This window comes from Parvibaculum sedimenti (assembly GCF_009184905.1).
Lineage (GTDB): Bacteria > Pseudomonadota > Alphaproteobacteria > Parvibaculales > Parvibaculaceae > Parvibaculum > Parvibaculum sedimenti.
Window position 1 is genome coordinate 107590 of sequence record NZ_WESC01000002.1, and the last position, 26874, is coordinate 134463.

A 26874-nucleotide genomic window follows, 5' to 3' on the forward strand; every position below is an offset into this window, starting at 1 on the left:
TTTACTTCAGTCGGCGTAGTTCGCGGCCCGCTTTTCGAGGTTCGACATGACGGACTCGATCTGGTTCCTGCTGCCGATGAGCTTGTCCTGCTCCACCGACTCCATCAACAACCCGGCGGCGGGTTCCGCCACCACGGCTGCATTGAGGAGGCGCTTCGAGGCGCGGATGGCGTCCGGGCTCTTGCCTGCGATTTCGCGGGCGGTCGCAAGCGCGTCCTCACGCGGGGTCGCCGTCACGCGGGTCGCGAAGCCGATGCGGCCCGCTTCCTCGCCGGTGAAGACACGGCCCGTATAGGTCAGCTCACGGACAATATCTTCACGCACCAGATGGCGCATGATCTGGGTGCCTGCCATGTCAGGAACGAGGCCCCACTTGATCTCCATGATCGAGAGCTTGGTGTCCGGCGCAATGTAGCGCATGTCCGCGCCGAGCATGACCTGAAAGCCCCCGCCATAGGCGACGCCGTGAACGGCGGCGATGACGGGCACCGGAAGCTGACGCCACACCCAGACCGCATGCTGGGGCCGATTGACGATACCGTGGGTACGCCGTTCGAGACGGCCAAGCATGCCGCCCTCTTCCTTCTTCGCGCCATCCTTCGGCGCGGCCATCTTGCCGAAATTTCCCATGTCGAGACCGGCGCAGAAGGCGCGGCCTTCGCCCGAGAGCACCACGGCGCGGATGCCCTTCTCGGTGGCGAGCCGTTCGCCAGTTTCGATCAGCGCCTCGAACATCGCATCGTCGAGCGCATTCATCTTGTCCATGCGCACGAGGCGCACATCCGCCACGCCGTTCTCAATCGAGAGGGAAATCCGCTCGCTCATATCGCTCCTCCGCAAGACACAAGGTTCTTTGCGCGAAGCCTAGCGCATTCCCGCGGCCTCATCGAAGCAGATTCACGACCGCGCCGTTTGACAGGCGGTGCCCTTACGTCAACTCTGTGCCGAAACACATATGAGGCAAGAATGATGGGCAGGAACGACACGATCGAGGCAGGACACGGGCCATCCTGCGGCTGCGAAGACAAGGCGCATTCCCATGAGACGGAGAGTTTCGGCTGCCCCTGCTGCGCGCCGATCCTGCAGGATATGGGACTCCTCTCCTTTCCTGCGTTCGACAGGGCCTCGAAACCGGCGGATTGGGAGCGGCTCGGTCCGCCACCTGAAGCCCATGTCGGCACGACCATCATGGCGAATGCCAATGTCGTGACGGCAGACGGGAATTTCACCATTGCCGAGGCGCTTGCGTTCCGAAACGGAAAGATCGTCGCGGTGGGGACGCTCGACGAGGTGAAGGCGAGTGCGGGCGACGAGGCCGAGATCGTCGATTGCGGCGGGCGGACGATCCTTCCCGGCTTTATCGAGCCGCATATGCACTTTTTCCCCATCGCCATTCTGGGACGCTTCGCCGATGTTGGCGCGATGACCTGCGAAAACGCGGACGCCGTGATCGATCAGATGGGCGCATTGGCGCGGGAGGCGAAGCCCGGCGAATGGATCGTCGCGCGGCAGTTCGACCCTTCGCTTCAACAGGGCGCTGACCGCATCAACGCGCGGGCGCTCGACAAGGTGGCTCCCAACAATCCCGTTTTCATTTTCAACGCGTCGCTGCACATCGGCTATTGCAACTCGGCGGCGCTGAAGATCGGGAGCATCACCGCCGCAACGCCCAACCCGCCCGGCGCCGCCTTTGGCCGCGAGGCGGACGGCGCACCGAACGGTGTGCTGCAAGGACAGGCGGCGATGTTCACCGTGCTCGGGCACAATCTCGCCGCCATGGCGGTCGACGACGTACCCGCAGCCTGCAAGCGCGTCTGCGAAAAGGCAAACCGCCTCGGCATCACCACGTTTTGCGATCAGGCGAGCGGCGGCTTTCAGGGACCGGGCGAGATTGAGGCCTTCCGAAAGTTCGCGGCCTCCGGACACATGACGACGCGGCTTCGCTATTCGCTGATCCAGGCAGGGGCGCACCGCTGGGACGAGCTGGGCTTCGCTTTTGGCGACGGCAACGAGATGGCGCGTGCAACCGGCTGGAAGATCGTTTCCGATGGCTCCAATCAGGGACGCACGGGGTTGCAGCGCGAGCCTTATCTTGGCCGTGACGACTATGGCATCGCCTATGTCGAGAAAGAAGCGCTGAAGGAAATGGTCGTAAAGCGCGCGCTTCAGGGCTGGCCGGTCGTCGTCCACGCCAATGGCGACAAGGCCATCGACAATGCGCTTGATGCCTTCGAGGCGGCCTATGCGGCGGGTGTACCGCAGGAACGCCGCTTCCGCATCGAGCATTGCTCGATCCTGCATGACGAGCAGATCGACCGCATCGCGGAGCTCAATGTGAGCCCGAGCTTCCTGATCGGCCATGTCCACTATTGGGGCAAGGCATTCCGCGACGAGATATTCGGTCCGGAAAAGACCAACCTTCTCGGCCGCGCCGCCTCATGCGGCAAGAAGGGCATCCGCTGGACGATGCATTCGGATGAGCCGGTGAGCGAGATGGACCCGTTGCGGCTGATCGACAATGCAGTCAACCGCAGTCTCTGGAAGGAACCGGGCGGGGTGCTCAATCCGGCGGAGCGCGTAAGCGTGGACGAAGCGATCATCGCGCTGACGCGCGACGCTGCATGGCAATGCCACTCGGAACATGAGGTCGGCACTCTGGAGCCGGGCAAGTTCGCGGATTTCGTCGTGCTGGACAAGGACCCGCGCGCCGTGGCGCCGCAAGCGATCCGCGATATCCGCGTTCTCGAAACGTGGGTGGGCGGAAAGCGCGTCTACTCTTCTTGAAGTCTAAAGGGGCGGCTGAAAATGAATGGGGACGCCGAAGCGTCCCCATGATTTTCAGAAGATCAGATCCGCCAGCTTGCGGCGGTGATAGGCCGCATCGCCATGCTGCACCTCGCACCAGACGCCGCGGCGGCGGAAGAGCTGCGCGTCGCAGTCATAGGTGAAGCCGAAGCCGCCATGGAACTGGATGGCGCGATCCGATGCAAAGGCAAGCGCATCACTCGACAGAGCCTTGGCCATGCGCACGGCAATCTCGCCCTCCTCGCCCTGACCGAAAACGCCTGCTGCAAAATAGAGATGCGAACGGGCTGCTTCGAGCGCGAGAAGCGCATCGACGGTCGGATGCTTCAGCGCCTGATAGGAGCCGATATAGCGGTCGAACTGCTTGCGGGTCTTCAGATACTCGACAACGACGTCGATGACGCCACTCGTTCCGCCGCAGGCTTCAGCCGCGAGAAGCAGACAAGCCGCCTCGTCGATATGCTTGAGCGCCGCCGCGGTCTGCGCCTGATCGAGCAGATTCGCCCTGGGCACCGTCACGCCGTCGAGCTTCAGACGGTAGGAGCGACGCGTCTCATCGATGACGATCTCCTTTTCGAGCGACGCCTTGCCGAGGGCCGCCTTGTCGAGAAGGACCAGCGCCGGGCCGCCGCCAAGCGAAACGGAAATGATGACGAGGCCGGCGGAGGCCGCATCGGTCACGAAGGTCTTGGTGCCGGAAAGCGCGAGCGTATCGCCCGCTTCCGTCGCCTTCACGTCGAGATGCGCGAGGTTCCAGTCGCCATGCGGCTCGACGATGGCGAGAGCGCCGATGGTGCCTTCGCAAATCTTCGGCAGCCATTCCTGCTTCTGCGCGGCGGTGCCTGCCTTCAGCAACGCCTGTGCGACAAGCGTCGTCGAGACAAAAGGTGTGCCCGCGAGATTGCGGCCGAGCGGCTCTGCAATGGTCACGACTTCTGCGAGGCCGAGGCCGCTGCCGCCGAACTCTTCCGGCACGGCAATACCGAGCCAGCCGAGGGAGGCCATTTCGTCCCAAACGGCACGGTCGAAATCCTCAGCGGCCGCAATGCGGGCGCGCGCCTTGTCCATCGGGAACTTGTCGCGAGCGAAGCTCGTCGCGATATCGAGAAGCTGCTCCTGCTCCTCGCCGAAGGTGATCGTCAGCTTTTTGTTTGTGTCCAGCATGATCTGTCGCTCCTCAGCTCTTCGGCAGGCCGAGAACGCGCTCGCCAATGATGTTGTGCTGAATTTCGCTCGTTCCGCCGCCGATGGTGGCGGAGAAGGCGTTGAAATAGGAGCGTTGCCACTGGCCGCGCTCATAGGCGAGATCGTCGCCGACATAATAGGCCGCATTTGCGCCTTGCAGCGAGAGCGCGAACTGGTTCATGCGGCGCTGATACTCGCTGCCGACGAGCTTCGACGACATGGGAATCGAGAACGGCCGGTCCACATTGAGCGCCTTGATCCTGGAGCGCGCCGAATTGAGCATCATGGAACGCTCTTCCATGACGAACTGCACGAGCCGGTCGCGGATCGTCGGGTCTTCGATCGCGGGCCTGCCGCCACGCTGCGCAGTCCGCGCAAGCGCGACAACTTCAGCCACCTCCCGACTCATCATGGCGTGGCCGCCAGCCTGACCGCCCACCGCGCCGCGCTCGAAGGCCAGCGTCGCCATGGCGACCTGCCAGCCTTCGCCTTCCTTGCCGATGAGGCAGGATTCGGAAATCCGCGCATCGGTGAAGAAGGTCTGGTTGAAGCCATATTCGCCGGTGAGCTTGCGGATCGGCACCACTTCGATGCCGGGAATACGCATGGGGATGAGGAAGAAGCTCAGGCCCTCATATTTGTTATTCGTGTTCTGCTTCGTGCGGGCGAGCAGGATCATGTATTTCGCGTGCCTGCCGAGGCTCGTCCAGATCTTGCTGCCATTGAGCACGAACTCGTTGCCGTCGCGCGTCGCCTTGAGCTGGGCATTGCCGAGATCGGAGCCGTGATCGGGCTCGGAGAAGCCCTGGCACCAGATGTCCTCGGCGCTGAGAATGCCCGGAATATAGGCCTTCTTCTGCTCTTCAGAGCCCATGTTGAGGATCAGCGGACCGGCCCAGTTGAGGCCGATCGTGTTCGTCATGAAGGGCACCTTCTGGCGGATCATCTCGCGCGTCACGATGTCCTGAAGAGCTTGCGGCTTTCCGTGGCCGCCATATTCCTTCGGCCAGGCCATTCCGAGATAGCCGGCCTCATAAACCTTCCGCTGCCAGTCGCGCAGAAAATAGAACTGCTCATCCGTGCCCACTTCCATGAAGGAGAGCGGCAGCAGGAAGCCCGGATCGGCGGGCTTGTTCTCTTCGAACCACGCCCGGACTTCCTCGCGGAATTCGTCGAGTTCCTGTTTGGTCAGGCTCATTGTTCCACCCTTTTCCAACGATCTTCTTGAATCAAATTCCCAGCTGCCGCGCGGCGAGATCGCGCATGATCTCCTCCGAGCCGCCACCGATGGCATTCACGCGCACTTCGCGATAGATGCGCTCCACACGGCAGCCGCGCATATAGCCCGCGCCGCCCATGATCTGCATCGCCTCGCGGGCGCAGAACTCCATCGTCAAAGTCGCCTGCACCTTGAGAAGCGAAAGGTCGGCAACCGGCGTTTCGCCCTCCTTCACGCGCACGACGCACTGCTCCAGATAGGCCTGCGTCGCCGCGATCTGCCGCGCCATTTCGGCAAACTTGTGCCTGATGACCTGATGATCGGCGAGGCGCTTGCCGAAAGTCTCGCGATCGCGCGCCCAAGCGAGCGCATCCTCGAAGCAGACGCGGGCGAAGGCGACCGCGCTCGCCGCAAGGCCAATGCGCTCCTTGTTGAAGTTGAGCATGATGCCGATGAAGCCGTTATTCTCTTCGCCGATGAGGTTTTCCTTCGGCACACGCACATCGTCGAAATAAAGCGCGGCGGTGTCGGACGACCACCAGCCCTGCTTCTTCAGGGGTGTGCGCGTGAAGCCCGGCATGTCGCGCTCAAGCAGAAGCAGCGAAATGCCCTTGGGGCCGGGGCCGCCGGTGCGCACGGCAACGGTATAATAATCCGCGCGCATGCCGCCCGTGATGAAAATCTTCGAGCCGTTGACGATGTAGCCGTCGCCGTCTCGCGTCGCACGGGTCTTGAGATTTGCGACGTCCGAACCGCCAGAAGGCTCGGTGATGCCCAGTGCATGAATCTTTTCACCGGCAAGCACCTGCGGTGCCACGCGGGCCTTCAATGCCGCGGAACCGATGGCGAGGACCGGCGGCAGGCCGATGCCGTGCACCATCAGGCTTGCATTGACGCCGCCCGCGCCGAGCCGCGCGAGTTCTTCCGCCGTAACGATCGAGTACATCGGATCGTCAACCGGCGTGCCGCCATATTCCTCCGGGTAGCCGAGGCCGAGAAGGCCGATTTCCGCCGCCTTCTTGTACAGTTCGCGCGGAAACTCGCCCGCTTCTTCCCATTCGTCGACATGAGGCATCATCTCCGCTTCGACGAATTTGCGAAGCGTCGCGCGCCAGGCGCGGTGATCGTCGTTATAGAGCGGGCCCATGTAGCGATGGTCGAAATCGACGGGGCTCTGGCCGTTGGAGAATTTGGCGGACATGCGATCGTCCCGTCTCAAAGGCTGATGGCGCGCTGGAAAGCCGGACGCTCGCTCAGGCGCTTGTAATAGGCTTCCGTGTTCGGCTTGAAGCCGCCGCGGAAGCCCAGCGTGTCGGCGAGATAGAGCGCATAGCCGACGGCGATGTCGGCAATGGTGAAGCGGCCCGCGCAGAGATATTCGCGCTCGCCAGTCGCCTGCTCGACGCTCTTGAGGCGCGAGAAGAACCACTGCGTATAATCGTCGACGGCCTGCTTGAGGCGACGCTCCTCCGGCTCCAGAACCGTGTAGCGCAGAACGATCGTCTGCGGGAAGGTCAGCGTCGCGTCGCTGCGGTGGAGCCAGTTGAGGTAGAGGCCGTAATCCTTGTCCTTCGGCGTCAGGCCGATATCCGAAGGGCCGTGACAATCGACCAGATACTGACAGATGCCTGCCGATTCCGTCATCGTCAGGTCGCCATCGACCATGGTCGGCACGGTGCCGAGCGGATTGATGTCGAGATAGCCCTCTCGATAGAAGCGCGGCGGAAACTTCATCGACTCGAGCTCATAGGGAATGCCCATTTCCTCGAGCGTCCAGAGCGGGCGCACCGAGCGCGCACCTTTGCAGTGATAAAGCTTGATCGTCATGGTCCTGTCGCCTCGAACGTCCCTGTTCCTGCCGCATCTTTCGCGCAGCTTACAGGGTTGTCGAAGAGGAAGGCGCATCCGTCAATGCCGAGATGCGGTTTTCCTCATACGCCGACTGGGTGACGTAGCGTCAACTGTGGATTGCGGGGCAGGCCGACATCAGGCATTCCGAAGATACCAGGCAAAATCGAGGTCGGTGACGGAGGCGAAGAAGCGGTCGCACTCAGCCTCCTTGATGGTGAGGAAGATATTGGTGAATTGTTCGCCAAGCCTGTCGCGGAGAAAATCCGACTTCCGCGCAACTTCGAGCGCCCGCCACCAGTTCATCGGCAGGGTCGCTTCCTTCTGGCCATAGCCATCACCAACCACAGGCTCGCTCGGCTCGATCCTCTTCTCAAGGCCTTCCGCGATGCCGGCAAGGACGGTCGCCAGAGCTACATAGGGATTGGCGTCCGCTCCGCAAACGCGATGTTCGAGGTGGCGCGACCTTGCCGGGCCCGATGTCACGCGGAGCGGCACCGAGCGATTGTCGATGGCCCATGCGGGCGCGAGCGGCGCATAGGAATTCTTTCTGAAGCGGCGGAAAGAATTCGCATTCGGAGCAAAGATCGCCATGCTCTCGGCCATGGTCGCCTCGAGCCCGCCGATCGCATGACGCAGATGCGGCGTCAGTTCATCCCCCTCGCCCGCGAAGAGATTGTCGCTCGTCTCATCGGCCAGCGAGACATGCACATGCATGCCGCCGCCGGAGAGTTCCGCATAAGGCTTTGCCATGAAGGTCGCGACATAGCCATGCCGGTCCGCCACGCCTTTCACCAGACGCTTGTAGAGAATGGCGTCGTCCGCCGCGCGCATCGCATCGGCGCAATGAGCGAGCACGATTTCGAGCTGGCCCGGCGCATATTCGGAAATCAGCGTGCGCGCGGGCAGCCCCATCTTCTTCGCGCCCGCAAAGACGTCATTGAGGAAGGGCGAGAAATCTTCGAGATCCTGCATCAGATAGGCCTGAAGATGCGAGGGAGCGAAGCCGTTCGGCGCGGCGGCAGGCTTTGGCTTGCCGGAAAGGGCCGCTTCGCGATCGATCAGATAGAATTCGAGTTCGATGGCGACGACGGGCTTGAGGCCCTGCGCTTCGAGACTGTCGACCACGCGGGCAAGCGCATGGCGCGGATCGGCAGGCGTCGGCGAGCCGTCGCGTTCGTAGGACTCAAGAATGAGTTGCGCGGTCGGCACTTCATGCCAGGGCGCATGGGTGATCGTGCCCGCAACGGGCAAGCAGGGCCGGTCGGAATCGCCCTCTTCCCAGACCAGACCGGTTTCGAGCACGTCCGCACCCAGAATGTCGAGCGACTGAATGGAGCAGGGAAGCGGACGGCCATCGCGATAAGCGGCGGCGAGTTCTTCCGGGCGCAGCACCTTTCCCCGCGCGACGCCCGAAGGGTCGGTCAGGAAAGCCTGAATCTGAACGATTTCCGGATGAGCGGCGAGAAACTCGACCGCTTCCTTTTCATCTGCACGCGCCATGGTCAAATCTCTGCCTCGCCGCAGAGCACGGCGAGCGCTTCGCCGAAACGGGCAATGAGCCCATCGACATCCGCTTCCGTCGTGCTCGGCGCAACGAGGGTCATGTTGTGGAACGGCGTCACCAGCACGTTCCGGTTGAGAAGGAAAAGATGGATCGCGCGTTCGACCGTGTGGTCGATCGCGGCCGCTGCTTCGGCGCCATTTTCGAGCGGGCGCGCGGAGAAGACGAGTTCGGCCCGGGCACCGATCTGCGTGACCGTCCAGGGGAGCCCCGCCCGTGCGACTTCAGCGCGAAGACCTTCGGCCAACCGCTTCGCAAGCCGGGTCATGTGTTCATAGGCGGCGGAGGTCATTACCTCTTCAAGGCAGGCGCGCATCGCGGCCAGCGCCAGCATGTTGCCAGACAGCGTGGTGCCGATGCCGGAATAGCCGGGCGTCTTCGTATCGAGAACGCGGCGCATTTCGGCTTCGACATTTGCGGTGAACCCGAAGACGGCCGTTGGAAGACCGCCCGCAACGGGCTTTCCGAGCACAAAGAAGTCGGGATGGAGATCATGCGCGCGGGTGTAGCCGCCGGGGCCGGTCGAGATCGTATGCGTCTCGTCGAGACAGACCAGCGTGCCGTGTTTACGCGCGGCGGCGAGCAGCCCCTTGATGAAGCCGTGCTTCGGCAACACCATGGCCGTATTGGTGAGCGCCGGTTCAGTCAGGACAAGCGCAATGTCGCCAGCGGCCAGCAGCTTCTCGACGGCGTCGAGATCGTTGAAAGGCGCGGCAACGCTCATCTGCGCGATGTCCTGCACCTGACCGAGAAGGCTCGGCTTCATTTTCGTCTTGCCGCCCTCGAGCTTCACGAAGGCGTCTTCCACCTGACCGTGATAGCAGCCATCGAAAACGAGGATCTTCTGCCTGTTGGTAATAGCCCGCGCCCAGCGCACGACCGCGCGGTTCGCATCGCTTGCCGTCGCCGTCACCTGCCAGAAGGGCAGACCGAAATGGGCTGCGAGAAGCGAGCCGACCTTTGCCGTGAGTTCCGAAGGAAGCATGGCGGTGAGCCCATGCATCGCCTGTTCAGCAATCGCCTTGGCGACCGGCGCGGGCGAATGGCCGAACATGGCGCCCGTGTCGCCGAGGCAGAAATCGGCATAGGCGTGGCCGTCCACATCGGTGACGGTGGAGCCTTTGGCCTCGCGTACAAAAAGGGGGAACGGCGTTTCCCAATCGAGCATCCAGTGGAGGGGGACACCGCCAGGGAAATGCTTTCCCGCCTCTTCCGCCATGCGGCGGGAGACAGGATGCCGCTCGGCAAACCGCGCGCGTTCAGCGGCGATGAGGGCTTCCGCCCGCTGCCTGATTTCCGGCGAGATGGCCATTTTTCGAAAAGAACCCCGGCGACGGCACTAGAGCCAACTTCTTTAGCTCAGAGCTTGCCATGCCGCCTAGGGACATAGGAAGAGCCAGCCTCGCGCCCCCTCCCCTGAGCGCGAGGCCGGTGGCGCGTCACACCGTCTCAGCGACGGGCGGCGCCGTATAGGAAGCCGACTTGGTGATGACCTCGTCGGGAACCTGAAGCATCTGGAGATAGACCTCTTTCGGATAAGCCATATGCGGCATTTCCGGGTCATAGGGCGGCTGCGGGACCGGGCTCGGGCCGCTGTAGGGAGCAGGCGCCTTGAAGCGGGCTGCCTCCTCCGCCGAAATGCCCGCCTTGGCAAGCACAGTGGGATCGATCCACTTCGCCGGATCGACCGCCACGTCGGAAGTCGCGACTTCGAGCGTCATGTGATCCGGACCTGCAAAATAGATCGAGCGGCACATGCCGTGATCGATCGGGCCGATAACATTGACGCCGTGACTGCGGATGCGGTCGCGAATGGCGACAAGGTCGCCATCGGAATCGACGCGGAAGGCGAGATGCTGAAGCGTTCCCGCCGCGCTCGGCAATGCGCCGCTGCCCGCATGGGTGCGGCCGATCTCGATCGGGATCTTGTCTACGTCGGGAAGCTGCACGATCGAGAAATAGCTGTGATCGTTCATGCGCAGGAACGCGTGCAAACCGCCCGGCACGCCATGCATGTCGAACAGCGCGACCAGCGGACAGCCAAGAACCTCCGAAAAAAAGGCGATGTGTTTCTTGATGTCGGAGGCCATGAAGGCCAGATGGTGAATACCCGTCGTTAGCTGAGTCATCCTGTCTCCTCCCATGATGATCTTCGCCTCTATATATCTCGCTCGCTCTTGACGAAGCCGCTGAGCAGAGCGTCAAGAACGAGGCTTTCATGCGCGGCACGACCTTCCGCCGTGTCGGGATCGAAGCCGAAAGTGTCGCGCATCAGCGGCGCGAGATTGATGACGCCTGCGGCGCCCGCCTGCAGCGTGATGACGATCATTTCCGGCGGAAATGGCTTCAGTACACCCGCCTCGATAGCGGCACTCGCAAGCGCGGCAAGCCGCCGGTTGCGATGGCCAAGCACGTGCTCGTCGAGCCAGGCGAGACGCTCGCCGCCCGCCATGCCTTCGAGCGCGACGACGCGGCCAAGCGCCGGATGCTTCCAGCTGATGCGCAGGAAGAAGCGCATGGCGATGCGCAATTGCGCGAGCGGCGATGCGTCCTGCGCGGCGTCGAGCATGCGCTCTTCTTCGGCGATCACCTCGCCGAGGCCGAGCATGGCGCTCCGCCAGAGCTGGTCCTTGTCCTGAAAATGATAATGCAGCGTCGCCTGCGAAAGTCCCGCCGCTTCCGCAATGTCCGACATGGTGACGCGCTCGAAGCCGAGCCGCGAAAACTGGTCGAGCGCGACTTCGCGAATCCGGGCGGCCGTACGCTCGCCCTTCCCCGCCGAAACAGTCGCCGTACCCGCTGCGGCCATATCTGACTCCAAAATCAGTTTTGTTGATTTTATAGTCAAAAAAGATAATTTCAGCAATGACAACGACGACTGCGCCCTGGGGAGGAGATCGCAATGAAGGTGGTACGCGAGCCATATGGCTTTGTTCATGCGGATACGAGCCGGCTGAAGGAGGTCTATGGCGGGCCCACCGGCCAGGTCTTCGTGGAGTGCATGAGGATCAGGCCCGAGACGGGCGAGTCGAAGACCGCAATCCTGTTCAGTCATCCGGTCGGCGGCGGCTCGTTCCTGCCGCTCGTGACCGCGCTCGCGGCGGCGGGCCGCCATGTCATCTATTGCAACCCGCGCTACCGGGGCAACGACACGGCGCTCATCATGGAAAAATGCGTTCTCGACCTCGGCGCCTGCATCGCCGACCTCAAGAAGCGCTTCGGCTATGAAAAAGTGGTGCTGGGCGGCTGGTCCGGCGGCGGCTCGCTCTCTCTCTTCTATCAGGATCAGGCCGAGCATCCGACCATCACCGAAACACCGGCCGGCGACCCGGTGGACATCAGGGGCGCGCGGCTCCAGCCCGCCGACGCCGTGCTGCTGCTTGCGGCCCATATCAGCCGCTCGGTCACGATGACGGAATGGCTCGACCCCTCGATCCTCGACGAGGACAAGCCTTTCGAGCGGGACCGCGAGCTCAACATCTACGATCCGCAAAACCCGAACCAGCCGCCCTATTCGGACGCCTTCGTGCGGCGCTTCCGCGAGGCGCAGATCGCCCGCAACCGCCGCATCACGGCGCGGGTGAAGGCAACGCTTGCGGACCTCAAGGCAAAGGGCGACCCCGATGCCGAACGGCCCTTTTGCGTCTATGGCACCATGTGCGACGTGCGCTGGACCGACCCGATGCAGGACCCTTCGGATCGCCGTCCCGGCACCTGCTATCTCGGAGAACCGAAGATCGCCAATGACGGCCCTGTGGGTCTCGGCCGCTTCACCACGCTGCGCTCCTGGCTGTCGCAATGGAGCTATGACGAGAGCCGCGCGAACGGCATCGTCAACGCGGGCCACATTTCCGTTCCCGTGTTCGTCATCAACAATACGGCGGATCTCGCCTGCACACCGAGCCACGCACAGCGCCTCTACGACGCTGTCGCGTCGAAGGACAAGTCGATCGTCCAGATCGAGGGCGCGGACCACTACTATATCGAAAAGCCCGAACTGCTCCCGAAAGCAGTCGCCGCAGTAAGCGCCTGGCTCGACGCCCACGGCTTCTAGTCGAACGACGACACGCTACACCTGAAAAGGCCGCGCTCCGGCGACCTCGCTGGAGCGGCAAGCGGACGTGCGCGGTTCGAAAGGCATAGCCAGATCGCTATCATAGCGGATCGGTGAAAACTCACTATCGGCCGCAATTGGTGCATGCTTTCGAATGGATGAACGGGTTCACCACGCCTTGGGGCGGGCAACAGCAAGCCTTCGACGATCCGCAGGGAGAACAGGGAATTGACTATGTCCGACGCTCGCATGGAAACATCAGACAACGGATATGTGTTTACCGCCCATTGGTTCGAATACAACGCCAAGAACCTATGGGAGAGGCTGATCCCGCAAGTCAAACCGCAGAAAATTCTCGAGATAGGCTCATTCGAGGGCGCGAGCGCCTGCTACCTCATCGACAAGCTGGGGCCTGAATATCCTCTCGAAATCCATTGCATCGATAGCTGGGAGGGTGGCATCGAGCACCAGACGAGAGGGGTCGACATGAATTCGACCGAGAAGCTCTTCCATGACAATCTGCGTCTTGCGATCGCCGCCTCGCCCAATCCCGTCGATCTGGTCGTTCACAAGGAACGCTCCGACAGCGCGCTCGCCAAGCTTCTCAGCGCCGGAAAGGCCGGCTATTTCGATTTCATCTATGTCGACGGTTCGCACCAGGCGCCCGATGTCCTCTTCGATGCGGTCGTGGGCTTCAAGCTGCTGCGGATCGGCGGGACAATGGCATTTGACGATTATCTCTGGGCGGAACCTCTGCCGGGCGGCAAGGATCCCCTTCGAATGCCGAAACCTGCGATCGACGCTTTCGTCAACCTGAACCTCCGGAAGCTCCAGCTGCTCAATGCGCCCTGTATTCAACTCTATGTTCAGAAGATCGCCGACTAGGCCGAGGGAGCATCGCTCGGTTGCGACGCCACCAGGACCGCCGCCAGGTCCCTTATCCTTTGGGCCTCTGCCCTGAAGGCTTCAACCTGCATCGCGGCCGCCGCCTCGTTCATAGCCAGCTTGGCAAGGGCGATCATGGCGTTCCACTGCCGACGCTCTCTGGCAATTTCAGACCTCATGAGCGCGTTTTGCGCACGCTCGAGAGACAGTTGCCCGGCGAGAAGCCGCACCAGCCCCCTCAGCTCAGCAGAATAGATGCACGCCTGCTCTATGGAAGCGAGATTCTCCGGCTTCTCGTAGCGGCCCCAGTCCGGCTCAAGGTCCCCCATTCGAATGTCGTCGCGGCGGCTTGTCAGCTCAGCATTCGAATCTTCGAATTGTCCCTGGAACATTCTCGCTATTTCCATGCCGACAAAGATCGGCTCGCTGCGCGGAAGATTTTGCACCACCGAATCGCTGAAGAGAAACGGGATCTGAAGAGCATTTCCCAGCGCAATGATGTTCGAGCCGACCGACGTGTTTTGATTTCCAATCACCTTGAGGGCCGCGCGATCAATTGAAAATTGTTCAAAAATATAATCCGCAAACGGCAAATCGCGCTTATAGGAAAAGCACCGGACATTCTCTCGACCGAAGACGCTCTCCCATCGGTCGACGGCCGCATTATAGTCGAAAACAAGGCGGTTTCTGGACTGGCCGTAGAACCACCTCTTGTTGATCTTGACGCCCAGCTTCGAAGCGGTCGAAGCAAAAGAGATGACCGTGTCGATCTGGGGACGTAGATACAGCGCTATCCGGACATCATCGAAATAGTCTTTCAGAAATTCTGCCAGCTGGGCGACCATCTCCCTTGAAGACAGCTTGAAGTGCATATCTTCGAAGGACATGACGCAGACGTTGCATCCGGCCTTCTGCCGGTTTTCAAACTCCGCCGTGAAAGCGCCTAGCGCATTTTGCCGAAAGTATTCAGGCGCCAGCACAGGATCGACGAGGAAGGAGTGGCTGATGCCCTCCGGCCGTCTGTCGACGGCTGAAAAGGAGGTCGGGTACCAGATGCCATTCGCGTTCAGGACGTCCCGGTTTTCGCCGAGCCAGGCCTGCGCGGTCGTGGTGCCGGTTTTGACGGTTCCAATATGCAGGATGAGCTTCATGTCGTTAGCCAGCCAGTCTCACAGATCCCGATCGCGCAGAGATTCCAAAGGTTCCTCAGCATAAGACTGATCAGGCCGGAGCACCGCAAGCCCATGCACCCATTCCCCGGGGCTGGTGCTTTTCCAAAATGGACATACCATGCGCGGTCGGCAAATCAGGCGGGACGACAGGGGTAAGGATGCAACGCGAAAATCTGGTGGTGGTGCGCGCAGGCGACAAGTCGCTGCACCCGCAATGGCTGACCAATGGTGCCCGCAGCTGGGATCTTGCGGTCAGCTATTACGGCGACTACCCGGAGCGCTACAAGGACCAGTACGACCTCCTGCATCTCTACAAGGGGCCGAAGTGGGAGGGGCTTGCCGACTTCATCGCCGGGCACCGCGATCTCGTACGAAAATATCGTTATGTCTGGTTCCCGGACGACGACATCTTTACCACGGCGGAAAACATCGACCGGCTGTTCGAGGTTTGCGCCGACGCCGGCTTCACCGTCGCCCAGCCCGCGCTGACGCGCTACAGCTACTATACTTGGCCGATTACGCGGCGACAGCGCCGCGCAATCTATCGGCGAACCAACTTCGTGGAGATCATGGCGCCGTGCTTCCGGGTTGAGACCCTGGCACTGTTCGAGCCGACCTTCACGCTCAGCTCATCATGCTGGGGTATCGAGTGGCTCTGGTGGGACATGGCGGTAAAGGCCACTGTAGCACGCTTCGGCATTGTGGATTGCGCGGCGGTCTACCACACGCGCCCAGTGGGATCGGCCGGAAGCGGCGGCGCGACGGCCTCTCCCTGGGATGAAAAGCGCAAACTCATGGACGCTTACAAGCTGCAGGAGACGGAGCCGCGCGTATTGGGAACATTTCCGTCGACATGGCGGCAATTTCTATCGCGGCTGTTGCCCAGGGAAAAGTGACGGCTGATGAATATCCAGATCGTGGTCGCCAAATACAAGGAACCCATCGATTGGGTGCGGAAGCTCTCGCGCGACTATTCGCCCATCGTCTATGACAAGTCGCGCAAGAATCTCCATTGGCCTGTCCGCTTCACGATCAGGAACCTCGAAAATGCCGGACGCGAAGCACACACCTATCTGCACTACATGCTGCATGACTACGCGCCCGGAAAATTCGACCGCATCGTCTTCACGCAAGCCGACCCCTTCGAGCACTCGCCTGATTTTCTGAAGCTCCTCGACCGGAACGACGAATGGAAAGACATCCAACCGCTGAGCTGGGGCTACATGCCGCTACACGGAATACCGCCGCGAAAGACCTTGGAGCGGGAGGTTTCCGAATTCATAGGCGATGCCCGCGTCCGCACGGAAGTCTATTCACTGCATAGCTGGGCGCCGATCGGCTACCTTGACGCTGGCGCCGCTGCCATTCTCGACAAATACAACGAGGCGAACGGGTTGGAGCCGGGCGAGAATATAGGCGCGCATTTCCTACGCAAATGCGGACTGGAGAGATTGAGCGAGGAAGCGTCGCGCGCGCATATCGGCAGATTCGCCTATGGCGCAATCTTCTCGGTGGCGGACGGGGTTCTGGCCCATTTCGTCGAGACAAACCGGCCGCAGATTGAACAGATCCTCGATGTGACCAGACAGGATCAGATCAATGCGTGGATGTTCGAGAGACTATGGCTCCACTTCATGGGCCTGCCCTTCATTCGTCTGCCCGACGGGGACGCGTGACATCCAGTCCCAGGCCGTCTGCACGATTGACGACAAATCACCGTATTGAGCGTTCCAGCCCAGAATTTTCCCGGCAAGGCTCGCATCGCCGACCAGCACCGCAGGATCGCCCACACGACGCCGCGCCGAGCGATACCGGATCGGCACGCCGGTCACCGCTTCGCAGGTACGAATGACGTCCAGCACGCTGAACCCATTGCCATTGGCCAGATTGTAGAACTCCGCCGGACGGTCATGCTTCACCGCCCCACTCAACAATCGCTCGGCGGCGAGGAGATGAGCGCGGCAGAGATCGCTCACATGAATGTAGTCGCGCACGCAGCTTCCATCCGGCGTGTCAAAGTCGGTGCCATACACTTCGAGCATCGTCGCCGCGGGGTTACCGCCCGTCTTCACGCGCAAGGCTTCCGCCAGTACCAGCGGGATGAGATGCGTCTCCGGCTCATGTCGCTCGCCGGCACGGCCCTCCCTGTCGCACCCAGCCGCGTTGAAGTAGCGCAAGCCAACGCTTTGCAGCCCATAGGCCTCGCCGAAATCGCGCAGAACCTGCTCCACCATGAGCTTGCTCCGCCCATAGGGATTGATAGGGTTTTGCGAGTGATCTTCGGCAATCGGCACACTCTCCGGCTCGCCATAAGTGGCGCAGGTGGACGAAAAAACGAATTTCCCCACACCATGCTGACGCATGGCGGCAAGCAGGTTCAACGTGCCGAGCACATTATTCTGATAATAGAGATCGGGCTGCACCACAGACTCGCCCACATAGGCGAGCGCGGCGAAATGCATGACAAGATCGAAGGATTGCCCGGCGAAACAGTGGGCGAGCTCTTGCGGCGCGCGCAGATCGCCGACCACAAGGCGCGCGCCGTTCACCGCATCCGCATGACCTCGCGACAGATTGTCGAAGACCACGACCTCGTGCCCCTCATCCTGCAGCGCCAGCACCATGTGCGAGCCGATATAACCGGCGCCGCCAACGACGAGGATTTTTTTCTTCATGATGCGCCCTCCACCGCCGCTTGCCCGATGAGACGCCGCGCCAGCAGACGCGCGCGCGCAATAGCCTGATCCATGTCGTAATAGCGATACTCGCCAAGACGTCCGCAGATCAACACATCCTTGAGCGCCGAAGCGCGCTCGCGATACCTCGCATAAAGCTCGCTATTGGCCTGATCGGGAAAGGGATACTCATATTCCGCCGGATCATCAGGCGTGAAGGGTATTTCCCGTGTCAGCACGGTGCCGCGAATATGGCGCGCCGTTTCGGGCTCCATCATCTGCTTCCATTCGAGAGTACGGATATGGTCGCCATTCAGCGGGTCGGGATTGTTCACCTGCCCGCAGGGTTGCAGCAGATCGGCGTCGACGAAATATTCATGCACGCGGCGCTGTCCGCGATAGACGAGATGTCCCATGTCGAACCCGAAGAACTCGTCGATCGAGCCGGTGAAGACAAGACCCCTGCACGGCTTGAACGCGTCGCGCCGCCTCAGGTAATCCGTATTGAGCTCAACCGGAATGCCATCGAGCATCGCCTCGACCATGCGCGTATAGCCTTCCACCGGAATGCCCTGATGAATGTGGCGCATGAGGCGCGGCTCATCGTCTTCACGCACATCGAAACGCTTGACGAGCCCGGCTGAAAGCGCCGTCGCGGGGACGCCCCACTGCTTCTCCGTGTAGCCCTTCACGAACTTCTCATAGACCAGCCGCGGCATGAGGCCGAGTGCCGCCTCCTCGAAGTTCGCCGGATCGCCGGTGAATTCAGGCCGCCAATCCTTGCCGATCGTCCGCAGAATGTAGCTCCCGGCGATCGGCCAGTTCTCGTGTCGCTCATCGATCAGCGATTTTATGGCGGGCTCATACTTATAGAAGCGCGCGAAGCGATTGACGAATTTCCAGAGGTCGTCGTCATTGGTACGGAAGTAATGCGGCCCGTAAGTGTGGATGCTGATGCCGCTCGGGTGCAGATGATCGTGAACATTGCCAGCGACATGATCACGGCGGTCGAGCACCAGCACACGACACCCCGCATCGCGGAGCGCACGGGCTATCACCGCCCCGGTCAACCCTGCCCCCACTACAATGTAGTCGCTCATGCCTGCTGGTCCCTGATCGAAGCCATGCCGAAGCGCGCGACCGCGCGCCTGAGACTATTCCCAGAGTCCGTCTGCCGACTTTCCGGAAACGCCGGACCCGCTCCAGAGTGATGCGATTCAATGGACATTATCTATCGGGATTCGCCAATGTCTAAACATCGCGGGAGCCGATCAGGGGCCAGTTTCTGATTTTCCGCGCCATACGCCTTTTATAGTCCGCCGAACCCATCCACTCGACCCGCAGTCGCAAATATGGAAAACGAAGTGACGCGGTGAATCTCGAGAGCGCGGAACTTTTGGCCGCGACCTCCCTGCTTTCCTTCGCATCCGGGCCGGCTGACTTCTCAACATGCGAAAAGGCCCGCTCGACCGCATCGCGCAACCTGGCGTCGATCCAGGCCGCATTGGCAACCTGTTCCAGATAGCCCTCCAGGAGGTCGGCTTTGTCGAGATAATCACGCTGCGAATAGAAAGCGAAAATGGCCTTCGGATCGACACAGCCGGCAAAGAACTCGCAGATGGAGAAGGCGCCATCGACAACCCCGCTGGGCTGTGGAACCAGTTTCACTTTCGGGATGCGGCCAAGTTCGTTCAGGAAAAGAAGATCGCTCTGCTCTTCCGTGTTCATCCAGATCTGGTATTCGTCGACAATATCCTCAGAAAGAATCTGAGGAACCAGCAACCGCATATAACGGCGGCGGCCGGCAGGCGTAACACAAACGATACGAAATCCGTCCAGCAACGAAAGCCTCCCCGACCGACAATGACGGCCGATCCACGCTGCATCTTGTAACGCGTCTACATCGACGCAACAAGAACGCCATTCGGCATTGACCGGATTGAACTTTCCGACCAAAGGCGGTCAGCGGGAAAACCATATCACATCTTGGTACGGATAAATCGGACATGAAAGGTCTATGCGCGTCGTTCGTAAACGGTATTCACGAACACCATTTCTTTCGCGTCATAAATCAGCTGCCTGGCCGGCCGGTATCCGATTGATCGCATATATTCATTATATCTCAGCGCCCTGTCATCGATCTCCAGAATAATCAGTGGAGAGCACCTCTCGATAAGTTGCGCAGCGCCATCGAGAATTCGGAATTCATACCCTTCAGTATCGAGGTGTATGATCGAAAACTGATGGTCGGGGAAAAGGTCGTCCAGCCTGAAGACCTTACATTCCTGCGATTCTCCATTTGCAATCGTCAGTTCGCAGGTTTCGGATCTGGGTCCGAGCGCAATCCCGTTTTCAAGCACCTTGACGTGTCTGGTCGTCGACACATCGCCCAGGCCGCAATTGCGAAGGTCCACATTCTTCAGATTATTGATTTCAACCGTCTTCCTGGCACAGAAATAATTTTCATTATTCGGCTCGAAGGTAAAGATCGTACCGGGGCACCCCCTCGATAGAGCCGGCAGGAAATCCCCGAACCCGGCGCCGGCATGGATGACATCCATGCCTTTATGATTGCCGATTATGAAATCTATCGTGCCCGGCTCATGCACCCTCCCGGCCAGAATCGCCTGCGACGTGTAAGTGTATGATGAAGAAGTTGGAACGCAGAACTTCCCGTGCTCGTTATTCACCACTCGATACTCATATTCCTCTTCGATCATCATAGGGCGGCCTCCTCATATTGGAACCTATACCGTCTTGTCGCGGCCTTCCGACGACAAGATCTGGCGCCTGACCTCGTGGCGCAAAATTTTCCCCATCTCGTTTCGTGCAAGAGGCCGGAGGAAGTGAACCTTCACCCTGGAGAAGAACTTGCCAGTCCCGCGCAGCATCGAGGCGATCTTCGCTTGGTCGAACGCATGGTTCGACTCCAGAACGACGTGAAGTTCCTCCTCGCCACAATCTGAAAACATCGACAAGACGCAGACCGCCACGCCTAAGTAGTTCATCAATGGCTCCTCGAGCGACAAGGGCGATACCTTGAACCCCCCAACATTCAGAAGATCCGACACGCGGCCCTGCAGCACGAGGCGGCCGTCAGGTTTAATGAACGCCATATCTCCGGGATAGAAAAAGCCGTCTCTGAAGCATTCGATGGTCGCCGGCGCGTTATTGATATAGGCGTCCACCAGACCGCGGACACCGACGCGCACCCGACCCGTGGTCCCTTGCGGCGCCGGCGCATCATGCTCGTCAACGATCTCAACCAAACGATCCGCAACAAGGCTGTGACTGCGCATATCCCCGATGTCGCGAATAGGAGTGTGTGCAATGACGCCGCCCTCGGTCGACGCAAGGAGGTTGAATAGTCGGGGCGTGATTCTGGCTTTGACCTGCTCGACCTGCTTGTCTGTCATCGCGCCACCGCCAACAGTCAACCGGAGTTGATCATTATACGGAAAGGAGCCCTCGGCTGCGCTGAGAACACTCGCCAACGTGGACGGAACCATGACGGCATGTGTGAGACCCGGTTGCCCCAATGCCAGATGAATATCCCGGCGCTGTTCGAGCACCACCGTGCCACCGACGGTCCAAGGGCTCGCAGCCCAGCGATATCCCGCAGCCGTCCAGGCCGGGAAATCGAACGCGCACAGAACCGTCTCATGATTCATGCCGATGACCTCGGTCTTACGCCGCAAGAACACAGCGTCGGCCTTCGCTGTCATCAGCACCAGCTTGTAATCGCCCGTCGTGCCGGAGGTGCGCAGCAAATGTCCCCCGGCGCCTGAAGTGGATGGCCCTTGATCCAGATCTAGTGCCTCTCCGCCCGCAAGAACAACCTGGACAAGCTCAAGTCCTCTCTGCTCGCAGCGCGAGGCAAGGCTGGGCCACGTGCTGCCCGCGAAGCTGACGACAACGCGCCTGCCCTCCACCACGATCTCATCGAGAGCCGTCGGCCCTGGTACCTGGACCGTCGTCAGGCCGAGGCTGCGCAACGCAAGGCTGCTGATCCAGAACTCAAGCAGGTTTCCGGTCGCGATGATCGCATAGCCGTCTCCGACGCAATTGCGCCGGACGAAAAAATCGCGCGCAAGTGAAATAAGAAGACGGAATTCACCATAGGAAACAGCTCTGCCCCCGTGAACAATGGCCGGCTTATCTGGGCATTGCTTGGCCCAATGAAAAATCGCCTCGGCAATCATGACGCATTCAAATTTTACCCGATAAAAACATGTCTCACTGAAGAACGACAGGCGGCGCTCACGCAAGGTCAATTGCTTCCATTTAGCACGAGTAAATAAACTCAGGCGCCAACGCCGCTATAACCAGGCGACAAGCGAAGCGGCCGACCTCCACGAATGGACGAACGAGAAATCCCTTTCCTCCGACGAAGACCTTCGGTCGGATAGCCTGGGTTCTCGCTTTCTGCTGGGGTTGGATGGGCGGGCTCGCGTCAACCGCTATGCGGTGGCCCTTCTACGGCCTGAGAGCCTTTGGTTCTACGGCATCGCTCGCCTGGTGTGGCGCGAAGGAGTCGCAACAAACCAACCAGCAAAAGCTGCTCTTTGGCCTTCTTGCCATAGCAGCATGGCGGTTGGTTCTGGTTCTGGCCAATATGTTCCTCTAGAGCCAATTGAGTCAGGCGCCTTGGTCGGCCTTCAAGGACACCCTTGGCCGCATTTCTTGAGCAGGATCAGTGACGCTCGACTCTCCTTTGTGAAGCATGGAAGTGCGCTACGCACACCTGAAGGGAGGAGACGATGATGAGTTTTTTCACCCGTACCATTCCGCCCCTGATAATAGGCGGCATTGCACTTTGCGCCCTGGCCGCCCAAGCGGCCGATACGACAGGTATTGTCGCCTACAAGGGCAAGGTATTGCTCGATACGAATACCGACGTTCTGGGCAAGCCGGTAAAATACCCGGAAGGCAAGCCCCGGATCATTTCGGAGATGATTACTCTTCCGGTTGGCGCGACGAGCGAGCCCAACATCCATCAAACGCCAATGTATCTGCAGGTACTCGAAGGCGAACTGACCGTGGACTACGGGACATACGGCAAAAAGGTCTATCGGGCGGGCGAGGCCTTCATCGAGGCGCAAGGCGTGCCACATCACGGCCAGAACACCGGCTCGGGACCGTTAAAGTTCCTCGCCGTTTACATGGGGGCCGAAGGCATCGCCAACGAAGCGAAGCCCTGAACGGCCCTTGGAAACTTGCGACAGATCGAAGCCGGACTGCGATTTAGTGGCGAAGCGCAGGACGGCACCGCTCAGTTAATCCGCAAAGACGAGCAAATGGAAGTTGTCCGCAGCGGCACACGACATGGCCATACCTATCGATTGCTGTCCTACAGCAAGGGACGCAAAAAGACGCTTGAGCCATTCATGATCGAGATGGACAAGGCGGGCGACGTATACCCCCGGTTCCGCCACGAAGGAACCGAGTTCATTTATATGCTCTCCGGTTCAATGGAATACCGCTTCGGCGAAACAACCTACCTGCTGGAACCTGGAGACGCACTGACATTCTCGGCCCACATCGAACATGGTCCGCAGCGCCTGATGAACGATCGAATAAAATTTCTGTCGATCATTTTTTATGACGAGAACATTGATATTTGACGCTGCAACCGAGACTCCCCTAGACGTCGCTCGCAGATTCCCCGCTGAAGGATCACGCTGCAGTCAACGCCGCATTCCTCGGTGCCTAATTCCCGACAAGATCGATTACGGAATGTGCGTTCATCTTCGCCGCTACCCGGCTTCGACCAAGTGCTAATCTGGCACCGGGCGTGTAGCGGAGGTCGCCCATGGCTAAAGAGCCGGTGAAGCCTCAGCGCTGCGCGATCTACACCCGCAAGTCCTCCGAAGAAGGTCTCGAGCAGGAGTTCAATTCGCTCGACGCCCAGCGCGAAGCGGGCGAGGCTTATATCAAGTCTCAGTCACATGAAGGCTGGAAGCTCATCAAGACCGCCTATGATGACGGCGGCTTCTCCGGTGGCAATGTCGAACGCCCGGGACTTCGACGCCTCACGGCCGATATCGAGGCGCGCAAGATCGATATCGTCGTTGTGTACAAAGTCGACCGGCTGACGCGATCACTCTCGGACTTCGCCCGGTTGATCCAGGTCTTCGAACAGAACGACGTCTCCTTCGTTTCGGTAACCCAGCAATTCAACACGACGACCTCAATGGGCCGCCTGATGCTGAACGTGCTCCTCTCCTTCGCCCAGTTCGAGCGCGAGGTCACCGGCGAGCGCATCCGGGACAAGATTGCCGCTTCAAAGAAGAAGGGCATGTGGATGGGAGGCACGGTCCCCATGGGCTACGAGGCCCGGGACAGGAAGCTGCTCATCAAGGAGAAAGACGCGGAAGTCGTTCGCCACATCTTCCGGCGCTACCTCGAACTTGGGAATGTCTCGAGCCTCATGCATGAGCTGAGAGCGCAGGGCACCAGGACGAGGGCCTATACAAGTGAAGCCGGACGCGCCTTTGGCGGACGCCTGTTCAGCCGGGGGCATCTCTACGCCATCCTGAACAACCGCCTCTACCTCGGCGAGATTGTCCATAAGGGTGTCTCTCATCCCGGCGAGCACGAAGCAGTTATCGATCAAACCCTCTGGGATGAGGTCCAGAAGACGCTCGCCTCAAACCGGCACTCTTTCAAAACTGATCTGCGGGTCGAAAGCCCATCCTTCCTGAAGGGGCTCCTCCAAGACTCGGTCGGTAACCGCATGAGCCCAAGCCACGGGCAGAAGAGGCATCACCGCTATCGTTATTATGTCAGCCGCGCCATCCTCGAAGATCGACCAGATGATGCCGGCGCCGTGTCGCGCATCCCCGCGCATGAGCTTGAGCGGCTTGTCGAACGAGAGGTTATGAGAGCCCTCGCCGAGACTGAAGCAACCAGGCTCCAGGCGGGTGAACTCAGCCGGCTTGAGGAAGGACCACGTCGGACTCAGCTGCGCGATCTCATGCGAAAAGTCGTCCTGCGGCACGATACGATCCTCATCGAGATGCAACAGCTCGACGATGCTCAAACCGAAGGCGATCAAGGGCAGGAGCCGCTTATCCTCACCCTGCCATTCGTGCTGCAGAAGCGCGGCGGCAAGTCAAAGCTCGTTACGCACGGGAATGAGCCGGCCTTCATCGAGGGGCCGAGGCAGGTTCTAATCGACGCCATCGCCAAAGCCTGGGGCTGGCGACGCCGGCTTGAAGCCGGGTCAGTGGAATCCGTAACGGCAATTGCCAAAGAGGAAGGCGTCAAGCTCACCTATATCAGCCGCATGCTGCGCTTCGCCTATCTCGCCCCGGACATCATCGAAGCGATCCTCGATGGAACGGCGCCGGACACCTTCAGCGGCATGGCACTGCGTATCCCCCTGCCCCTCGATTGGAACGAGCAGCGCCGCGCCTTCGGGTTTGAGCAAGTTCCTGCATAGCGCACCGATGACACAGGGTGCAGCCAGTCGTCACGAGTAGATTGGCGAACAGCGGCGAGGAGCGCCTCGCTATGGTCCAGATCCCAGCTCCCGCGCTCGGGCCGTCCCCTTTTCAACTGAGAAAGCCTGATCGCAATCTAAGGACGAGCGCCGCGAGGATCCGACTACATGCCCCGCGGAACGACAGCTCGAACCGGGCGTCAATTGAGCCCGGACTACGGTCCGGGCGAGCAGCAAGTCGGCAGCAGAGGGGCTCTCCGACAGGGTTCAACTCAACCACCGGAATTGGCTCTGGAGAAACAGCGCATGAAATACCGTGGGCGCACCGATTTCTGCCTCTCTGCGGTCGCACGATCGGCAAAAGCACGAGCCAAGCCCCGGAAAGATCGGGGGAATTAGGATCGAGGAGAATTGGAGGGATTTCACACGGACTTAGTGGCGGAGAGGGAGTCCGCCATTTAGCTATCTCAATCAATCTCACGCCATCAAATTTCATCCTATATTTTCTTTTAAAAACATAATGTTATACGATTCCATCGATTCAACCCGTATCACTCGGCATCGATAAATCTCACGTCTCGTGTGGGGCTGAGTGTGGGGCCGAGAGCTGAAATTTTCTGAGGAATCGATGGCGCAACTGACCGACACAAAAGCCCGCAACATCACCCCGGACACAAAGCCCCTCGCCGCCGGAGGCGTGTCCGGTCTTTACCTCTTCCCCTCTGCAACTCGGGGCAAGGGCAAATGGATTTTCCGTTTCATTTCGCCCGCCACCGGCAAGCGAAGGGACATGGGACTTGGAACCTACCCGGAGGTTGGCATCGCCGCGGCCCGGAAGGCCGGGCTTGAGGCCCGTATGGTGATCCAGCAAGGAACCGATCCGCTTGAAGCACGGCGCGCCGAGGAAGCCGAAAGACGCGCCCGCTGGGAGATGCCCACCTTCGAGAAAGCCGCGAGGAAAGTTCACGCGGAAATCAAAGACGGCTTCCGCAACGCCAAGCACGCCGACCAATGGCTGAACACATTGGAGACGTACATCTTCCCAGTTCTGGGCGCCCGCCTCGTGAATGAGCTCAAGGCATCGGATTTTGCGGAGGCGTTGAAGCCGATCTGGCTTTCCAAACCTGAAACTGCCTCTCGTGTCCGGCAGAGATGCGACACAGTGATGAAGTGGTGCGCGGCTCAGGACTTCATTGTGGCGAGCCCGGTGGGCGTCGTCGGCAAGCTGCTGGCCAAACAACCCGGCAAGCGGGAGAGGGTGACCCACCACCCTGCCGTCCCCTGGCGCGATCTGCCCTCGCTCGCCCTGCGTCTGTTCAGTAATGACCGGCCCAGCGCGGGCAAGTTGATGCTCGAACTGCTCATTCTGACCGCTACCCGCTCAGGAGAGGTTCGAGGCATGCAATGGGATGAGATCGACTTCAAAGGCGCGACTTGGACAATCCCGGCATCGCGAATGAAGGCGAAGCAATTTCACAGAGTGCCGCTCCCGTCTCGCGCAATCGAGATACTGAAGCGGCAGCGCAAAATGGTTGATGAAGAATGCCCGCTGGTCTTTCCCTCTCGCCGGAATACACCCCTCAGCGACATGACGCTGACGAAACTCCTGCGGGACGCAGAAGTGAGCAGCGACACGCTTGGCCGCGTGGCGACGGCCCACGGGTTCAGATCCGCATTCAGGGATTGGGCGTCAGAGAACGGATATCCGCGGGACCTGGCTGAACGTGCCCTCGCCCACACTATCCGCAACTCGACAGAAGCCGCCTATCACCGCACCGATCTGCTCGAGCAGAGGCGGAAGATGATGGAGGATTGGGCACGGCTTTTGCTGAGCGAGAGTGTCACTGAATATAGAGAGCGAAGGAAATTGGCGATTTAGCCCTTCAGGTTAGAAATCCTGCGGCATAAGGGCCGACCATCGAGCCCGACAGACGCCGAGCCAACGTGCAATTTGAATCAGTTGGTGGGGTCGGTCATTCAAGTCCGACGCGTAGGAGATCGGCGAACAAACGGGCAAGCACTG

24 protein-coding genes are annotated in these 26874 nt (G+C 60.3%); 9 read left to right on the plus strand and 15 right to left on the minus strand.

Features of this window, described 5'->3' with window-relative positions; translation table 11 throughout:
• Window positions 1-6 precede the first annotated feature (6 nt).
• Entirely contained in the window at window positions 7-825 is an 819-nt protein-coding gene (locus tag F2P47_RS02375; RefSeq protein ID WP_152214561.1) for a crotonase/enoyl-CoA hydratase family protein, read from the minus strand.
• A gap of 141 nt (window positions 826-966) precedes the next feature.
• Here F2P47_RS02375 and F2P47_RS02380 point away from each other — a divergent pair, with 141 nt between their 5' ends.
• Window positions 967-2784 (plus strand): amidohydrolase, encoded by a 1818-nt coding sequence (locus F2P47_RS02380; RefSeq protein ID WP_152214562.1) that lies wholly within the window; start codon window positions 967-969, stop codon window positions 2782-2784.
• Between the two features lie 54 nt (window positions 2785-2838).
• On the opposite strand, the gene F2P47_RS02385 is transcribed toward F2P47_RS02380, so the two are convergent.
• From F2P47_RS02385 to F2P47_RS02420, 8 genes are all read right to left on the minus strand, one after another.
• Entirely contained in the window at window positions 2839-3969 is a 1131-nt protein-coding gene (locus tag F2P47_RS02385) for an acyl-CoA dehydrogenase family protein (RefSeq protein ID WP_152214563.1), read from the minus strand.
• Window positions 3970-3982: 13 nt separating this feature from the next.
• Complete coding sequence (locus F2P47_RS02390) at window positions 3983-5188, minus strand: acyl-CoA dehydrogenase family protein (protein WP_152214564.1); 1206 nt, start codon at window positions 5186-5188, stop codon at window positions 3983-3985.
• Between the two features lie 31 nt (window positions 5189-5219).
• Complete coding sequence (locus F2P47_RS02395) at window positions 5220-6410, minus strand: acyl-CoA dehydrogenase family protein (RefSeq protein WP_422561108.1); 1191 nt, start codon at window positions 6408-6410, stop codon at window positions 5220-5222.
• A 14-nt stretch (window positions 6411-6424) separates the two neighbouring features.
• Window positions 6425-7036, minus strand: a complete 612-nt coding sequence (locus F2P47_RS02400) for a glutathione S-transferase family protein (protein ID WP_152214565.1) — start codon at window positions 7034-7036, stop codon at window positions 6425-6427.
• Window positions 7037-7195: 159 nt separating this feature from the next.
• Window positions 7196-8560, minus strand: a complete 1365-nt coding sequence (locus F2P47_RS02405; RefSeq protein WP_152214566.1) for a glutamine synthetase family protein — start codon at window positions 8558-8560, stop codon at window positions 7196-7198.
• A gap of 2 nt (window positions 8561-8562) precedes the next feature.
• Window positions 8563-9933, minus strand: a complete 1371-nt coding sequence (locus F2P47_RS02410) for an aspartate aminotransferase family protein (RefSeq protein WP_152214567.1) — start codon at window positions 9931-9933, stop codon at window positions 8563-8565.
• A 127-nt stretch (window positions 9934-10060) separates the two neighbouring features.
• A complete protein-coding gene (locus F2P47_RS02415; protein WP_152214568.1) occupies window positions 10061-10750 on the minus strand; it encodes a VOC family protein in 690 nt (229 codons plus the stop codon).
• Between the two features lie 29 nt (window positions 10751-10779).
• A complete protein-coding gene (locus F2P47_RS02420; RefSeq protein WP_185680900.1) occupies window positions 10780-11430 on the minus strand; it encodes a TetR/AcrR family transcriptional regulator in 651 nt (216 codons plus the stop codon).
• Between the two features lie 93 nt (window positions 11431-11523).
• Here F2P47_RS02420 and F2P47_RS02425 point away from each other — a divergent pair, with 93 nt between their 5' ends.
• Window positions 11524-12675: an alpha/beta hydrolase family protein gene (locus F2P47_RS02425; RefSeq protein ID WP_152214570.1), complete on the plus strand. Its 1152-nt coding sequence runs from the start codon at window positions 11524-11526 to the stop codon at window positions 12673-12675.
• A 249-nt stretch (window positions 12676-12924) separates the two neighbouring features.
• On the plus strand, window positions 12925-13560 hold the full coding sequence (locus tag F2P47_RS02430) for a class I SAM-dependent methyltransferase (RefSeq protein ID WP_204886477.1): 636 nt from the start codon (window positions 12925-12927) through the stop codon (window positions 13558-13560).
• Here F2P47_RS02430 and F2P47_RS02435 read toward each other — a convergent pair.
• Window positions 13557-14711: a hypothetical protein gene (locus F2P47_RS02435; protein WP_152214572.1), complete on the minus strand. Its 1155-nt coding sequence runs from the start codon at window positions 14709-14711 to the stop codon at window positions 13557-13559. The two genes, F2P47_RS02430 and F2P47_RS02435, sit on opposite strands and share 4 nt — an antisense overlap.
• A gap of 179 nt (window positions 14712-14890) precedes the next feature.
• Between F2P47_RS02435 and F2P47_RS02440 the strand changes: the two genes are divergently transcribed.
• Together F2P47_RS02440 and F2P47_RS02445 are read left to right on the plus strand one after the other, a co-directional pair.
• Window positions 14891-15628 carry a DUF707 domain-containing protein gene (locus F2P47_RS02440; RefSeq protein ID WP_185680901.1) on the plus strand — a complete coding sequence of 246 codons (738 nt, stop codon included), beginning with the start codon at window positions 14891-14893 and terminating at the stop codon, window positions 15626-15628.
• Window positions 15629-15634: 6 nt separating this feature from the next.
• Window positions 15635-16408: a DUF3431 domain-containing protein gene (locus F2P47_RS02445; RefSeq protein ID WP_152214574.1), complete on the plus strand. Its 774-nt coding sequence runs from the start codon at window positions 15635-15637 to the stop codon at window positions 16406-16408.
• On the opposite strand, the gene galE is transcribed toward F2P47_RS02445, so the two are convergent.
• From galE to F2P47_RS02470, 5 genes are all read right to left on the minus strand, one after another.
• Window positions 16352-17407, minus strand: coding sequence for a UDP-glucose 4-epimerase GalE (gene galE, locus F2P47_RS02450; RefSeq protein WP_152214575.1), 1056 nt, complete (start codon window positions 17405-17407; stop codon window positions 16352-16354). The genes F2P47_RS02445 and galE overlap by 57 nt on opposite strands.
• Window positions 17404-18507 (minus strand): FAD-dependent oxidoreductase, encoded by a 1104-nt coding sequence (locus tag F2P47_RS02455; protein ID WP_152214576.1) that lies wholly within the window; start codon window positions 18505-18507, stop codon window positions 17404-17406. The genes galE and F2P47_RS02455 overlap by 4 nt, the downstream gene beginning before the upstream one ends.
• A gap of 151 nt (window positions 18508-18658) precedes the next feature.
• Entirely contained in the window at window positions 18659-19249 is a 591-nt protein-coding gene (locus F2P47_RS02460) for a hypothetical protein (RefSeq protein ID WP_152214577.1), read from the minus strand.
• A 173-nt stretch (window positions 19250-19422) separates the two neighbouring features.
• Window positions 19423-20130 (minus strand): FkbM family methyltransferase, encoded by a 708-nt coding sequence (locus F2P47_RS02465; RefSeq protein WP_152214578.1) that lies wholly within the window; start codon window positions 20128-20130, stop codon window positions 19423-19425.
• Window positions 20131-20154: 24 nt separating this feature from the next.
• Window positions 20155-21675, minus strand: a complete 1521-nt coding sequence (locus F2P47_RS02470) for a class I adenylate-forming enzyme family protein (RefSeq protein ID WP_152214579.1) — start codon at window positions 21673-21675, stop codon at window positions 20155-20157.
• Window positions 21676-22167: 492 nt separating this feature from the next.
• On the opposite strand from F2P47_RS02470, the gene F2P47_RS02475 reads away from it, so the two are divergent.
• The 4 genes from F2P47_RS02475 (at window position 22168) to F2P47_RS02490 (ending at window position 26730) form a co-directional block, all read left to right on the plus strand.
• Window positions 22168-22608, plus strand: a complete 441-nt coding sequence (locus F2P47_RS02475) for a cupin domain-containing protein (RefSeq protein ID WP_152214580.1) — start codon at window positions 22168-22170, stop codon at window positions 22606-22608.
• A gap of 15 nt (window positions 22609-22623) precedes the next feature.
• Entirely contained in the window at window positions 22624-23031 is a 408-nt protein-coding gene (locus tag F2P47_RS02480) for a cupin domain-containing protein (RefSeq protein ID WP_246176703.1), read from the plus strand.
• A 188-nt stretch (window positions 23032-23219) separates the two neighbouring features.
• Window positions 23220-24851, plus strand: a complete 1632-nt coding sequence (locus F2P47_RS02485; RefSeq protein WP_152214581.1) for a recombinase family protein — start codon at window positions 23220-23222, stop codon at window positions 24849-24851.
• Between the two features lie 628 nt (window positions 24852-25479).
• Entirely contained in the window at window positions 25480-26730 is a 1251-nt protein-coding gene (locus F2P47_RS02490) for a tyrosine-type recombinase/integrase (protein WP_152214582.1), read from the plus strand.
• The last annotated feature ends 144 nt before the right edge of the window (window positions 26731-26874 follow it).

Coding starts and splice junctions, on each gene's coding strand:
- F2P47_RS02410 (WP_152214567.1), bottom strand. CDS start 9,933: ATGGCCATCTCGCCGGAAATCAGGCAGCGGGCGGAAGCCCTCATCGCC.
- F2P47_RS02440 (WP_185680901.1), top strand. CDS start 14,891: ATGCAACGCGAAAATCTGGTGGTGGTGCGCGCAGGCGACAAGTCGCTG.
- F2P47_RS02490 (WP_152214582.1), top strand. CDS start 25,480: ATGGCGCAACTGACCGACACAAAAGCCCGCAACATCACCCCGGACACA.
- F2P47_RS02435 (WP_152214572.1), bottom strand. CDS start 14,711: ATGAAGCTCATCCTGCATATTGGAACCGTCAAAACCGGCACCACGACC.
- F2P47_RS02430 (WP_204886477.1), top strand. CDS start 12,925: ATGGAAACATCAGACAACGGATATGTGTTTACCGCCCATTGGTTCGAA.
- F2P47_RS02445 (WP_152214574.1), top strand. CDS start 15,635: ATGAATATCCAGATCGTGGTCGCCAAATACAAGGAACCCATCGATTGG.
- F2P47_RS02455 (WP_152214576.1), bottom strand. CDS start 18,507: ATGAGCGACTACATTGTAGTGGGGGCAGGGTTGACCGGGGCGGTGATA.
- F2P47_RS02420 (WP_185680900.1), bottom strand. CDS start 11,430: ATGGCCGCAGCGGGTACGGCGACTGTTTCGGCGGGGAAGGGCGAGCGT.
- F2P47_RS02425 (WP_152214570.1), top strand. CDS start 11,524: ATGAAGGTGGTACGCGAGCCATATGGCTTTGTTCATGCGGATACGAGC.
- F2P47_RS02390 (WP_152214564.1), bottom strand. CDS start 5,188: ATGAGCCTGACCAAACAGGAACTCGACGAATTCCGCGAGGAAGTCCGG.
- F2P47_RS02405 (WP_152214566.1), bottom strand. CDS start 8,560: ATGGCGCGTGCAGATGAAAAGGAAGCGGTCGAGTTTCTCGCCGCTCAT.
- F2P47_RS02395 (WP_422561108.1), bottom strand. CDS start 6,410: ATGTCCGCCAAATTCTCCAACGGCCAGAGCCCCGTCGATTTCGACCAT.
- F2P47_RS02465 (WP_152214578.1), bottom strand. CDS start 20,130: ATGATGATCGAAGAGGAATATGAGTATCGAGTGGTGAATAACGAGCAC.
- F2P47_RS02375 (WP_152214561.1), bottom strand. CDS start 825: ATGAGCGAGCGGATTTCCCTCTCGATTGAGAACGGCGTGGCGGATGTG.
- F2P47_RS02385 (WP_152214563.1), bottom strand. CDS start 3,969: ATGCTGGACACAAACAAAAAGCTGACGATCACCTTCGGCGAGGAGCAG.
- F2P47_RS02415 (WP_152214568.1), bottom strand. CDS start 10,750: ATGACTCAGCTAACGACGGGTATTCACCATCTGGCCTTCATGGCCTCC.
- F2P47_RS02485 (WP_152214581.1), top strand. CDS start 23,220: ATGGCTAAAGAGCCGGTGAAGCCTCAGCGCTGCGCGATCTACACCCGC.
- galE (WP_152214575.1), bottom strand. CDS start 17,407: ATGAAGAAAAAAATCCTCGTCGTTGGCGGCGCCGGTTATATCGGCTCG.
- F2P47_RS02400 (WP_152214565.1), bottom strand. CDS start 7,036: ATGACGATCAAGCTTTATCACTGCAAAGGTGCGCGCTCGGTGCGCCCG.
- F2P47_RS02380 (WP_152214562.1), top strand. CDS start 967: ATGATGGGCAGGAACGACACGATCGAGGCAGGACACGGGCCATCCTGC.
- F2P47_RS02475 (WP_152214580.1), top strand. CDS start 22,168: ATGATGAGTTTTTTCACCCGTACCATTCCGCCCCTGATAATAGGCGGC.